This is a genomic window from Acinetobacter haemolyticus, assembly GCF_003323815.1.
GTDB lineage: Bacteria > Pseudomonadota > Gammaproteobacteria > Pseudomonadales > Moraxellaceae > Acinetobacter > Acinetobacter haemolyticus.
The window spans coordinates 2,817,586-2,829,742 of sequence record NZ_CP030880.1 but is presented as its reverse complement, the minus strand read 5'-3'; the positions used below and the strand labels follow the sequence as shown (position 1 = coordinate 2,829,742).

The window sequence follows — 12,157 nt, the reverse complement described above, 5'->3', positions numbered from 1 at the left end:
CGACATATGTTTTTTCAATAGGCTTAATCTTCAAAAAATAGGTAAAAAGCTGATAAACTATAGCGTTTTATTATATTTCTATAATTTGTTGCTTTGAGAGTTACTATGTCACTGGAAGCCCTGACCACTGAAGCGCTTGCTGCCATTGCAGCGGCTCAAGACCTTGCTGCACTCGATCAAGTACGTGTGCAATTTACAGGGAAAAAAAGCCAGCTTGCAGAGCAATCGAAAGCACTTGGAAAAATGGATCCTGAAGAGCGTAAAGTACAAGGTGCTGCTATTCATGCTGTTCGTGAAGCGATCAACGCTGCATTGACTGAGCGTCAACAAACATTACAACAAGCTGAGCTTGCTAAAAAATTAGCGAGTGAGACCATTGATATTACTTTACCTGGCCGCGGTCAACGTATGGGAAGTATCCACCCGGTGACCCAAGTTCAAGAGCGTATTTGTCAGTTCTTTACCAAAGCAGGTTTCCAAGTGGCACATGGTCCAGAAGTTGAAGATGATTATCACAACTTTGAGGCATTGAATATTCCGGGGCATCACCCAGCACGTGCAATGCACGATACTTTCTATTTTGATGCAACTCATTTACTCCGTACTCATACATCGGGTGTGCAAATCCGTACGATGGAAACCAATCAGCCACCAATCCGTATTGTGTGTCCTGGCCGTGTTTATCGTTGTGACTCAGATCAAACGCATTCACCGATGTTTCATCAGATCGAAGGTTTGTACGTTGCTGAAAACACCAGTTTTGCAGAATTAAAAGGTCTGTTGATTAATTTGCTCACTGAATTTTTTGAAAAAGATTTAAAAGTACGTTTCCGTCCATCCTATTTCCCATTCACTGAGCCAAGTGCTGAAGTGGATATTATGGATGAGCGTGGTCGTTGGTTAGAAGTTTTGGGCTGTGGCATGGTACATCCAAATGTATTACGTGCTGCAGGTATTGATCCTGATAAGTACAAAGGCTTTGCTTTTGGTTTAGGGGTAGAGCGTTTTGCAATGTTACGTTATGGCATTAATGACTTACGTATGTTCTACCAAAATGATGTGCGTTTCTTACGCCAGTTTGCCTAAACAGTTTTTCAGGATTAAATAAGGTTTATACACATGAAAATTAGTGAAAATTGGTTACGCACGTGGGTTAATCCAGCAATTGATAGCAATACATTGTCTGATCAATTGACCATGCTTGGCTTAGAAGTGGATGAGTTAGCGCCTGTGGCAAAGCCATTTACAGGCGTGGTTGTTGGTGAAGTTCTGACGGTTGAGCAGCATCCAGATGCAGATCGTTTGCGTGTCACGACTGTAAATGTTGGTTCAGGTGAGCCATTACAGATTGTTTGTGGGGCGCCAAATGTTCGTGTGGGGATGAAAGCACCTGTTGCCACCATTGGTGCAGTGTTACCAGGCGATTTCAAAATTAAAAAAGGCAAGCTTCGTGGTATTGAATCACAAGGCATGCTATGTGGTGCTTCTGAAATTGATTTAGAAGACAAGATTGATGGCTTGTTAGAGCTTCCTGCTGATGCACCTGTTGGCATGAATATCCGTGAATATTTAAAACTTGATGACAATGTGATTGACATCAGTATCACGCCAAACCGTGGTGACTGTTTTAGTATTCGTGGTATTGCACGAGAAATCGCAGTAATCAATCAGTTGAAGATGAATGAACCTGATATTCAACCTGTTCCTGCAACCATTACTGATGAAAAAGTAGTCACCATCACGACTGAAGGTACGCCGCGTTATTTAGGTCGTATTATCAAAAATGTGAATGTGAAAGCCCCTACACCTGAGTGGATGGAACAAGCTCTAGCTCACTCAGGTATTCGTACCCATAGTATTTTGGTTGATATTACCAACTATGTGTTACTTGAGTTGGGTCAACCAATGCATGCTTTTGATTTGGCGAAGATAGAAGGTTCGATTCAAGTCCGTCAAGCTCAGCCAAAAGAAAAATTGATGCTGCTAAATGATCAAGAAGTTGAGCTGCAAGATGACATCATGGTCATTGCGGATGATCAAAAAGCATTGGCGATTGCTGGCATCATGGGAGGCTTAGACTCTTCTGTTACGGATGAAACACAAGATATTTTCTTAGAAAGTGCATTTTTTGCACCTTTAGCAATAGCTGGTCGTGCGCGTCGTTTTGGCTTACATACTGATTCATCACAGCGTTATGAACGTGGCGTTGATTTTGAATTGCCAATCACCGCGATGCATCGTGCAAGTGAGTTGATTCAGACATTTGCTGGTGGTGAGTTTGGTCCAATTACGGTTGTTGAACAAGCGGCTTTATTGCCAACGCGTGAAGCGATTCAATTAAAGCAGGCTCAAGTGGATCAACTACTGGGTTATGAGGTCGCGGGTGATTTTATCGCAGATGTGTTGATGCGTTTAGGTTGTGTGGTTGAAACGACAGCACAAGGTGAGTGGAATGTGATTCCTCCATCGCATCGTTATGATATCGCAATCTATCAAGACTTAGTTGAAGAAGTTGCACGTATTCATGGCTATGACAACATCCAAATCAGTTTGCCAAAGATTGATGTGAAGTTAGAGAAGTATCAAGATCGTTTTGAAATTGCACAACTACGTCAAACCGTAGCAACTTTAGGCTATCAAGAAGCGATTAGTTTTAGTTTTGCTGATGCAAAATTGGAAAAACAACTGAATCCAGCTGTACAGCCCTTGATGTTGGCTAATCCGATTTCAAGTGATCTGGCTGCGATGCGTAGTACGTTACTTTCAAGTTTGATTCCTTGTGTGCAATATAACTTGAATCGTCAACAACATCGTGTCCGCTTTTTTGAGTTAGGCTTACGTTTTGACTATCAAGGTGCAAAAGATATCCATGATCTTAAGCAGATTCCAACGCTGGCATTGATTGCTGTGGGTTCACTTGCACCTGAATCATGGCATGTGAAACCTCAAGCAATGGATTTCTTTGATTTTAAAGGTGAAATTGAAGAAATTTTGGCAGCAGGTCGAGTGAAGGCAGAGTTTGCTCGTACGCAGAGAGCATGGCTACACCCAGGACAATCAGCTGAAATTTTGGTAAATGGACAGTCAATTGGTTACTTAGGACGTTTGCATCCTTCTTTGGAAAATGATTTAGATTTGGGTACAACATGGGTTGCTGAGCTAGATCAGCAAGCAGTTTTGCAATCTTATGTATCTAATTTTACAGAATTATCACGTTTTCCATCGGTTAGACGTGATATTGCGCTTTTAATCTCTGATAATATTGAAGTGAAAGATATTCAGCGCATGATTGAACAAACAGGTGGTGAGTTACTTGACTCCACATGGTTGTTCGATGTGTATACGGGGCAAGGGGTTGAACAAGGCAAGCGCTCTTTAGCTTTTGCATTGTTGTGGCAACATCCGGCTCGTACGCTTGAAGATGCTGAAATCAAATCTGGTATGGATAACATTATTCAAGTGTTGGAAAACACTTATCAAGCGACATTGAGGGCCTCATGACAGCATTAACAAAAGCAGATATGGCGGACCATTTAAGTGAGCTAACGAGTTTAAATCGTCGTGAAGCAAAACAAATGGTCGAGTTGTTTTTTGACGAAATTAGTCAGGCATTAATTTCTGGCGAACAAGTCAAACTTTCTGGATTCGGTAATTTTGAGCTACGTGATAAGCGTGAGCGTCCTGGACGTAATCCTAAAACGGGTGAGGAAATTCCAATTTCTGCACGTCGTGTAGTAACGTTCAGAGCGGGTCAAAAATTTAGACAGCGTGTGGGAAATGAGCAGGTCGATTGATCTGCTTTTTTCATCTTAACTTTTTGAATCTCAGAAAGTATAGGCGTAAAAAAAAGAGAACCAAAGGTTCTCTTTTTTATAATCTATAAATAGATTATTGAGCAGCAGAAGCTGGAGCAGCTTCAGATGCAGCAACAGCAACTTCAGATGCAGCAGCAGCAACTTCAGATGCAGCAGCAGCAACTTCAGTTTGAGCTTCAGAAGCAGCAGCTACAGCTTCAGAAGCAGCAGCAGTTGCGTCAGTAGCAGGTGCTTCTTCTTTCTTAGAGCAACCAACGAAAGCTAAAGTAGTTGCAACAGCAGCAATAACAGCAAATTTTTTGAATAACATGGCATCACTCTCATAAAATTGTGAGATTAAAAAGAACCTGAGTTAGTCTGTTTGTGCTTTTATTTTTCCTAAAATTTTTAGGAAATAACGCAGGGAGCAGCCTAACTAGTCAGTTGCTATCCTATCAAAGCGCATCATGAATTACTACTATTCTGTCTGGCAAAACGTCAAAAATGGACAAAAATTGGTTATTTTTTGATAGAAAATAACTATGGATTAGTGTTTATAAATCGGAGATATTGAATAGAATGCTTTTGAGGGTATATTTATTTATATTTAAATCAATTGGATAGTGATTTTTGATAAAAACAAGGTGAATTGTAACCATTATGTAACCATGTCAACCAAATAACAACAGCCACCATAAAGGTGGCTGCTTTGGGTCGCACAGTAGATTAGTTTGCTGCTTTGCGTTTCATCTGATCAAAAAAGTCATCATTGGTTTTGGTTTCTTTCATGCGATCTAGTAAGAACTCCATTGCTGCTAACTCATCCATTGGGTGAAGCAGTTTACGGAGAATCCATACTTTACGAAGGTTATCTTCGTCCATGAGGCGTTCTTCACGACGTGTTCCTGATTTTTTGATATTCATCGCAGGGAAAACGCGTTTTTCAGCAATACGGCGATCAAGTGTGATCTCTTGGTTACCTGTACCTTTGAATTCCTCATAGATCACATCATCCATTTTACTGCCAGTTTCGATCAAAGCAGTAGAGATGATGGTGAGTGAACCGCCTTCTTCGATATTACGGGCTGCACCAAAGAAACGTTTTGGTCGTTCTAATGCGTGTGCATCTACACCACCCGTCAAGACTTTACCTGAAGATGGAATCACGGTGTTGTATGCACGAGCTAGACGTGTAATCGAGTCAAGCAGAATCACGACATCTTTTTTATGCTCGACTAAACGTTTTGCTTTTTCGATGACCATTTCTGCAACTTGTACGTGACGAGCAGGTGCTTCATCAAATGTAGATGCAACCACTTCACCACGGACAGTACGTTCCATTTCTGTTACTTCTTCAGGACGTTCGTCGATTAAAAGTACGATAAGAAAAACTTCTGGATTATTACGGACGATCGATTGAGCGATGTTCTGTAATAACATGGTTTTACCCGCTTTAGGCGGTGCAACAATGATTGAACGTTGACCTTTACCAATCGGCGCAACTAAATCCACAACACGTGCTGTTAAATCTTCAGTTGTACCATTCCCCAACTCCATAACAAGTTGTTCGGTTGGGAATAGAGGCGTTAAGTTTTCGAATAAAATTTTATTACGTGAGTTTTCAGGTGTGTCGTAATTAATTTGGTTGACTTTTAATAAGGCAAAGTAACGCTCACCTTCTTTTGGTGGGCGAATCGTACCAGTGATCGTGTCACCTGTACGTAAGTTAAAACGACGAATTTGGGATGGACTGACATAAATGTCATCTGGTCCAGCTAAATATGAACCAGCAGCGGAGCGTAAAAAACCAAAACCATCAGAAAGGATTTCGAGAACGCCATCACCAAAAATTTCTTCGCCATTCATCGCATGGCGTTTTAAAATAGCAAAAATAATATCTTGTTTGCGGTTACGTGCCATGCCTTCAAGGCCCATAAACTCCGCAATTTTAATGAGTTCGCCAATGGGTTTTTTCTTGAGTTCAGTTAAGTTCATAAGTGGTCAGACAGAATGGAATAAGTGGAGGACTACGTTAAGGGAAGAATAAAAAATCGACCGCGTACATACATGCTGAGGTAATTGTATTTAAACAACCACGATTCAGTAGTCTGGTTCATTGTTTCAGAGAGAAATGTGAAAACAATTGTTATTGCCGAGCGGCGATCTTATGTTTTGTGTCTTGTAAGAAGCGCAATGAAGTAGATTCCATTCAAAGCTTCTTGATCGAGAAATATAGACCTAATTGGCTGTGTTGTCAATGTTTACCGCGGACTACGCTGTTCAATAAAAACGTAGTTCCGCAGATAGACATAAAAACATCTATAAATTAGATGTTTTGATCGATAAATGCTGCAAGTTTAGAACGCGGTGCTGCACCAACTTGTTGAGCAACGACTTCACCGTTTTTAAACATAAGTAATGCTGGGATATTACGGATGTTGTATTTCACAGCTGTTTCTTCGCAAGCAGTAACATCAACTTTGACGATTTTGACTTTGCCTTCGTACTCATTTGATAGATCTTCAAGTACAGGTGCGATTGCTTTACAAGGCGCACACCAGCCAGCCCAGAAATCAACAAGAACGGGAGTTTCAGCATCTAAAACATCTGCTTGGAAGTTTTCATCAGATGTATTAACAATAGTCGCAGACATGGGATTGCTCCAAATTTTTTAAAAAAAGTATCAATTCAATTTCAGAGTGAATATTACATTGCTACGTGAGGGTCTGTCGATATTTCATGGATGCATGCGACAGTAGATATTTTTTAGCTGATACAAGGCAGGTTTTGCGAAGTTTAGTGATCTAAATAAGCAAGACATAACACAGTAGCAGCAAAAAATATCCTTGTCCCGAAGGGTTATGGCTAAAACTGCCACTAAAATCGTTATGAAAATTGACAAGGGGACGCCATTGTCTGCATTTCATGCCTCATTAGTGTTGTTTTAGCCTATAACGCAAAGCATACCTGAAGTATCAACAGACCCTATTTATGTAAGGGTTGATTACGATTATTCAAGTTTCGAAGTAAAAAGTCTAATGGTTGCTCACGATGCCGATCATCGACTTATACAATGATTTATGCAAGAAAAGTGAAATACCTGGTTTTTATTGATGAAAATGACTTTAAAATTCTAAGCGTGTGAATTACTCTAATGCGTGAATTGAGCATGGGTTTATATAAATAATGTCTGATTTTCTGATTGATGAGGAATTACTTGCTGCGATTGATATGGGATCAAATAGTTTCCATCTCGCAATAGCTCGTGTTGATCACGGTGAAGTGAAAAAAGTTGCTTCAATGTCAGAAAAAGTACAGTTAGCTGCTGGACTCGATGAAAATAAAAATTTAACTGAAGCTGCACAGCAAAGAGGCTTAGCTTGTTTGGCGCGTTTTGTTGGGCGTTTGAGTTCAGTTCAGCCGAATCGTTTGAGGATCGTAGCAACGAATGCACTTAGACAAGCGAAAAATGGACATGAATTTATCCAGAAGGCTGCTGAAATTTTACCTAAACCCATTGAAATCATTGCAGGTCGTGAAGAAGCGCGTCTGATCTATCTTGGGGTTTCCCATACCATGGCCAATGGTGGACGTCGTTTGGTGGTCGATATTGGTGGTGGTTCAACTGAGTTTATCATCGGTGAGAAATTTGAACCGCTACATACTGAGTCCTTGCAAATGGGCTGTGTGGCATATAGCAAAGCCTACTTCGCTGATGGTGAGATTTCAACCAAAGCTTTTGACAAGGCAGTAGTTGCTGCACGCAAAGAAATGTCAGGTATTGCCAATACTTATAAATCCGTCGGTTGGGATACCGTGGTCGGTTCGAGTGGTACCATTAAAGCTTGTCGCCAGATTTTAGTGCATCTTGGATGGAGTGATGAGCAAGAAAATCTCACCCGAGAAGGACTTTATAAATTAAAAGATCGTTTACTCAAATTTAAGCATACATCTGAAATTGACTTTGAAGGTCTACGCGAAGATCGTCGAGCAGTTTTGCCAGCTGGGGTGGCGATTTTGTATGCAATTTTTGATGTATTAGATATTGATAAACTTGCTTATTCGGATGGTGCATTACGCGAAGGTGTCATGTATGACTTACTGGGTCGTTTCCAACATGAAGATATTCGTGATCGTAGTGTTCAAGCATTGATGGGACGTTACAACGCTGATCCTAAGCAAGCAGAACGTGTCGTCAAAACTGCGCAACATTTATTTGATCGTGTTGCTGATGCCTTAAATTTAACGACTGAAGACAGTGACTTACTGCGTCGTGCCGCTTATTTACATGAAATTGGTTTAGCAATTAGTCATGGCGGATATCATCGACATGGAGCATATTTATTGCAACATTCGGATATTCCAGGCTTCTCTCAAATTGATCAAAATCATCTTTCACATCTCGTTTCGCATCATCGACGTAAGTTACGTGCTGATGCAAAAAATGATGTTTTTAAGGTGGGGGGAAAGCATTTAGTCTATCTTTGTCTATTACTTCGCCTAGCTGTTTTACTTAACCATAGTCGTAGCGATCAGATGCTTCCTGCCATTGAACTGAGTGTGGTAAATGATCAACAATGGCAATTGAGCGTATCTGGCGATGCTAAACAATGGCCTTTGTTAGTTGCTGACTTGCATGATGAGCAAGTGCAATTTAAAAATTGGGACATTGAGTTAAATATTCAGTCAGACAAATTTGTTGATTAACATAAGGATTGTTGACCTTTGAGTTAATTATACGCGGCTTATAAAGTGTCAATATACCTTATATCCTTGTTAGGGATTTTCTACGACGTATGAAAAATAAAGCGACTCAGTCCAAGGCTTGGACTACGGTTCAAATTGCACGCCATCCTGAGCGTCCGCAATTTCTTGATTATGTAAGTGAAATTTTTACCGAGTTTGATGCACTACATGGTGATCGTTTATTTGGTGATGATGGTGCAATGATTGGTGGCTTAGCTCGTTTTGACGGTCGTCCAGTCATGGTGGTTGGTCAACATCGTGGACGAAGTACTCGTGAAAAGTTACAGCACAACTTCGGTATGTGTAATCCTGAAGGATACCGTAAATCGCAACGTTTACTGGATATGGCTGAACGGTTTAATTTACCAGTATTTACCTTTGTTGATACTATGGGTGCTTATCCTGGCGTAGGTGCTGAGGAGCGTGGTCAAGCAGAAGCGATCGCGACCAGTTTGGCACAACTTTCTAGTTTAAAAGTTCCTGTAATTGCCACTGTATTGGGTGAAGGTGGTTCGGGTGGTGCGCTTGGTATTGGTGTTGCTGATCGTGTGATTATGTTGTCACATAGTATTTATTCAGTGATTTCTCCTGAAGGTTGTGCGTCTATTTTATGGAAGACAGCTGAAAAGGCAGCACAAGCTAGTGAAGCATTAGCATTAACTGCTGATAAATTAAAGGCTTTAGGTATTGTTGAATACGTTGTGGATGAAGGTGAAGGTGCTCATTTAAATCCTGAAAAAGTCATGCATGACCTAAAAGATGTGTTAAAACAAGCTTTAGATGAATTGCAACCAATGGATGCACAAGCACGATGCGACGCACGTTATCAACGTTTAATGAAGTTTGGCAGCAGCAATTTAGGCATCGCGTCTTAACTCAAGCACAGCATTTTACAGAAAAAACTCAATTCTTAATTGGGTGTAGCGGCGGCATGGATTCCATGCTGTTGCTGTATCTAATGTCTGAAATTTTCCCCAAGCAAATCCGTGCGATTTATATTGATCATCAGCTACAGCAGATGAGTGCTGAATGGGGAATACTTGTACAACAGCAGTCTGAAGCTTTGAATATCCCTTGTATTATTCAAAAAGTATCTGTTGATGCAGGCAATTTAGAACAACAAGCACGGCATGTCCGTTATCAAGCGTATCAACAACATTTAGATTGCCATGAAATTCTTGTGCTGGCACATCATCAACAGGATCAAGCTGAAACTTTATTACTTCGGTTATTTTCTGGGGCTGGTGTCAATGGGTTGGCTGCAATGCAGCAAATTGACAATCGAAAAGATTTTACCATTTGGCGACCTTTCTTAGATTTAAGCCGAGAACAGATTGAACAATGGTCAAATCAACTCGGCTTTGAATATGTGATTGATCCGACCAATTCGGATATTCATTATGATCGAGCGTGGTGTAGAGAGGAGTTATGGGGCGTTTTAGAGAAACGCTTTCCCAAGATGCAGTCGGCTGTGGCACGGACAAGTTATTTAATGCAGGATGCTGCTGAAATCTTGGATGATGTGTTAAAGGCAGATTATCAGCAATGTGTTGTAGATCATCAGCTTGATTTAGAGCAGTTAGCTCAGCTTTCCACTGCACGGCAACGTCAATTACTTTCAGCTTGGATTAAGGGTGATGAGCAATATCGTCCAAGTTATGAGATGGTCAAGCGTCTACAAAATGAAGTTATTTTTTCTAAGCCAGACGCACAGGCTAGTTTGCATATTCATCCATATTATTACCTGCGCTATCAGAAAAGATTATATCGACTTACGCATGATGAGCTTTATGCTGAAAAAGTATCGACGATCCCCAATATATCCCCCCTCTGTTTTTTTGCAGGGCAATCTATACAGGTTGCTGCTGGAAAATTTGAAATTATTTCTAAAACAGTTGGGCTTGCGCCAGAATTACTTGGACGAGAATTAAAGTTGCTCAAGCGACAAGGTGGGGAAAAAATTCATCTCTATGGTCGAGTGGGGCATTGGCCGCTAAAAAAAGCGATACAAGAAGCACAGATTTTGCCTTGGTTACGTCATACAATTCAAATATTAGTCGTAGATAATGTTATGCTTGGGGTTTTTAGCCCAAAGGGTTTTTGGTTGGCGCAATCTGAGTATGTGGTACAGGACGGTTGGCAACCAAGTTTAATTTCTGACTGTAATGATTTTTCTGATCAGTCTTTTTCATATCACGAGTAGGACATGGCGACTTCATTGAATCAAAATATCTGTTTTATTGGCGGCGGTAACATGGCGCAGGCCTTGATTGGTGGGCTACTTTCACGCGGTTTACCCGTAACACGCATTACAGTTTCAGATCCTGTTGAGCAGATTCGTCAAATATTAGAAGAAAAAGGTGTTCAGACCACCACAGATAATCTCGAAGCGATTAAAAATGCGGATGTGGTCGTTCTGGCAGTTAAACCACAAGTGTTGGCAACGGTATTACAACCATTAAAAGGGCTGTTGTCAGATAAACTTGTGATCTCAATTATTGCTGGTGCAGAGATTCAAACCATTTCAGACTTAATTGGTGGAAGTCAACGAGTTGTTCGGGTGATGCCAAATACACCAGCATTGGTTCAAACGGGTGCGCATGGGATCTATGCTCCAGCGGCAGTAGGGACGCAAGACCGTGAATTAACCAGTCAAATTTTAGCGGCGACTGGTTTGACGATTTGGGTGGATAATGAGGCCCAAATAGATGCAGTGACAGCGGTATCCGGTTCTGGCCCAGCTTACTTTTTCTATTTAATGGAAAGTATGATTCGCGCAGGAAAGAATCTTGGTTTGGATGAAAAAGTAGCAACAGCATTGACTTTGCAGACAGCTTTAGGCGCGGCGCAAATGGCAATAACCAGCTCTAATTCTCCAGCAGAGTTACGTAAAAATGTGACTTCTCCAAATGGTACGACGCAGGCAGCATTAGAGGTGTTTGATCGTGCCCAGATTTCACAGAATATTCAAGCAGCACTTGCAGCGGCTCAAAAGCGTAGCCAAGAGCTAGCGCAAGAGTTGAGTGACAAGACTAAATCGGTTTAAGTAGGATAAGACAATTATGGGTGCAAGTTCTGCGCTAATTTTTGGTGTTTTGATCAATGTTGCAATTTTATTGGTCTTTTTCCGTTTTTTAATGCAATTGGCGGCAGTCAGTCCTTATAATCCTGTGGTGCTTTCCACTGCGAAAGCAACCAAGATTGTAGATATATTTGGTCGTATTTTCCCAACCGTTGGCAAAGGGCGAGTAAATTTAGCAGCATTAATTTTGGTGGTTTTGCTTTATTTCTTGAAAATGTGGGGAGAAAAGCATTTATCGGGTATTGGCACAGGAAGCACCATTTACTTTATCGTTTCGACGATCAAAGAAATGTTATTGTCTTTGGTGACCTTACTTAAATATATGATTTTTGCTTTTATTATTTGTAGCTGGATTATGATGCTTTCACAATTCAGATCGCCATATATTGAGGTTATTCAGGAACTGGTTGAGCCAATTCTTGCGCCATTCCGTAAAGTAATGCCGAATATGGGGATGATTGATTTATCACCGATTCTTGCATTTTTGGTATTGTTTGTTGCTGAAACCATGCTCAGAGCGATTATCTAAGCTTGA

The 12,157-nt window shown here is 40.8% G+C and carries 11 protein-coding genes; 8 read left to right on the top strand and 3 right to left on the bottom strand.

What is annotated here, in order from left to right; translation table 11 throughout:
* Positions 1 to 105: 105 nt before the first annotated feature.
* The 3 genes from pheS to DS737_RS12980 are packed head-to-tail and all read left to right on the top strand — an operon-like array spanning position 106 to position 3,794.
* Complete coding sequence (gene pheS, locus DS737_RS12990; RefSeq protein WP_004637971.1) at positions 106 to 1,086, top strand: phenylalanine--tRNA ligase subunit alpha; 981 nt, start codon at positions 106 to 108, stop codon at positions 1,084 to 1,086.
* A 33-nt stretch (positions 1,087 to 1,119) separates the two neighbouring features.
* The gene (gene pheT / locus DS737_RS12985) at positions 1,120 to 3,501 is read left to right on the top strand and encodes a phenylalanine--tRNA ligase subunit beta (RefSeq protein ID WP_113997716.1); all 2,382 of its coding nucleotides are present in this window, start codon (positions 1,120 to 1,122) and stop codon (positions 3,499 to 3,501) included.
* The gene (locus tag DS737_RS12980; protein WP_004637973.1) at positions 3,498 to 3,794 is read left to right on the top strand and encodes an integration host factor subunit alpha; all 297 of its coding nucleotides are present in this window, start codon (positions 3,498 to 3,500) and stop codon (positions 3,792 to 3,794) included. The genes pheT and DS737_RS12980 overlap by 4 nt, the downstream gene beginning before the upstream one ends.
* Before the next feature lie 94 nt (positions 3,795 to 3,888).
* Here DS737_RS12980 and DS737_RS12975 read toward each other — a convergent pair whose 3' ends face one another.
* The 3 genes from DS737_RS12975 to trxA all read right to left on the bottom strand — a co-directional run bounded on the left by DS737_RS12975 (position 3,889) and on the right by trxA (position 6,447).
* Entirely contained in the window at positions 3,889 to 4,125 is a 237-nt protein-coding gene (locus DS737_RS12975; protein ID WP_005085282.1) for a hypothetical protein, read from the bottom strand.
* Between the two features lie 395 nt (positions 4,126 to 4,520).
* Positions 4,521 to 5,789 carry a transcription termination factor Rho gene (rho, locus tag DS737_RS12970; RefSeq protein WP_005085280.1) on the bottom strand — a complete coding sequence of 423 codons (1,269 nt, stop codon included), beginning with the start codon at positions 5,787 to 5,789 and terminating at the stop codon, positions 4,521 to 4,523.
* A gap of 331 nt (positions 5,790 to 6,120) precedes the next feature.
* On the bottom strand, positions 6,121 to 6,447 hold the full coding sequence (gene trxA, locus DS737_RS12965) for a thioredoxin (RefSeq protein WP_004637976.1): 327 nt from the start codon (positions 6,445 to 6,447) through the stop codon (positions 6,121 to 6,123).
* 533 nt (positions 6,448 to 6,980) lie between these two features.
* Here trxA and ppx point away from each other — a divergent pair.
* The 5 genes from ppx (at position 6,981) to DS737_RS12940 (ending at position 12,151) form a co-directional block, all read left to right on the top strand.
* On the top strand, positions 6,981 to 8,501 hold the full coding sequence (gene ppx, locus DS737_RS12960) for an exopolyphosphatase (protein ID WP_004637977.1): 1,521 nt from the start codon (positions 6,981 to 6,983) through the stop codon (positions 8,499 to 8,501).
* An 89-nt stretch (positions 8,502 to 8,590) separates the two neighbouring features.
* Positions 8,591 to 9,415, top strand: coding sequence for an acetyl-CoA carboxylase carboxyltransferase subunit alpha (locus DS737_RS12955; RefSeq protein WP_004637978.1), 825 nt, complete (start codon positions 8,591 to 8,593; stop codon positions 9,413 to 9,415).
* 56 nt (positions 9,416 to 9,471) lie between these two features.
* Positions 9,472 to 10,743: a tRNA lysidine(34) synthetase TilS gene (tilS, locus tag DS737_RS12950; protein ID WP_265735953.1), complete on the top strand. Its 1,272-nt coding sequence runs from the start codon at positions 9,472 to 9,474 to the stop codon at positions 10,741 to 10,743.
* Positions 10,744 to 10,746: 3 nt separating this feature from the next.
* Complete coding sequence (gene proC / locus DS737_RS12945) at positions 10,747 to 11,586, top strand: pyrroline-5-carboxylate reductase (protein WP_005085274.1); 840 nt, start codon at positions 10,747 to 10,749, stop codon at positions 11,584 to 11,586.
* Positions 11,587 to 11,602: 16 nt separating this feature from the next.
* A complete protein-coding gene (locus DS737_RS12940) occupies positions 11,603 to 12,151 on the top strand; it encodes a YggT family protein (protein WP_004637981.1) in 549 nt (182 codons plus the stop codon).
* Positions 12,152 to 12,157: the final 6 nt, after the last annotated feature.

Bases quoted from the DNA above. Each gene is read 5' to 3' on its own strand.
- DS737_RS12940 (WP_004637981.1), top strand. From the start codon at position 11,603: ATGGGTGCAAGTTCTGCGCTAATTTTTGGTGTTTTGATCAATGTTGCA.
- proC (WP_005085274.1), top strand. From the start codon at position 10,747: ATGGCGACTTCATTGAATCAAAATATCTGTTTTATTGGCGGCGGTAAC.
- tilS (WP_265735953.1), top strand. From the start codon at position 9,472: ATGGATTCCATGCTGTTGCTGTATCTAATGTCTGAAATTTTCCCCAAG.
- DS737_RS12980 (WP_004637973.1), top strand. From the start codon at position 3,498: ATGACAGCATTAACAAAAGCAGATATGGCGGACCATTTAAGTGAGCTA.
- DS737_RS12975 (WP_005085282.1), bottom strand. From the start codon at position 4,125: ATGTTATTCAAAAAATTTGCTGTTATTGCTGCTGTTGCAACTACTTTA.
- trxA (WP_004637976.1), bottom strand. From the start codon at position 6,447: ATGTCTGCGACTATTGTTAATACATCTGATGAAAACTTCCAAGCAGAT.
- DS737_RS12955 (WP_004637978.1), top strand. From the start codon at position 8,591: ATGAAAAATAAAGCGACTCAGTCCAAGGCTTGGACTACGGTTCAAATT.
- pheT (WP_113997716.1), top strand. From the start codon at position 1,120: ATGAAAATTAGTGAAAATTGGTTACGCACGTGGGTTAATCCAGCAATT.
- pheS (WP_004637971.1), top strand. From the start codon at position 106: ATGTCACTGGAAGCCCTGACCACTGAAGCGCTTGCTGCCATTGCAGCG.
- rho (WP_005085280.1), bottom strand. From the start codon at position 5,789: ATGAACTTAACTGAACTCAAGAAAAAACCCATTGGCGAACTCATTAAA.
- ppx (WP_004637977.1), top strand. From the start codon at position 6,981: ATGTCTGATTTTCTGATTGATGAGGAATTACTTGCTGCGATTGATATG.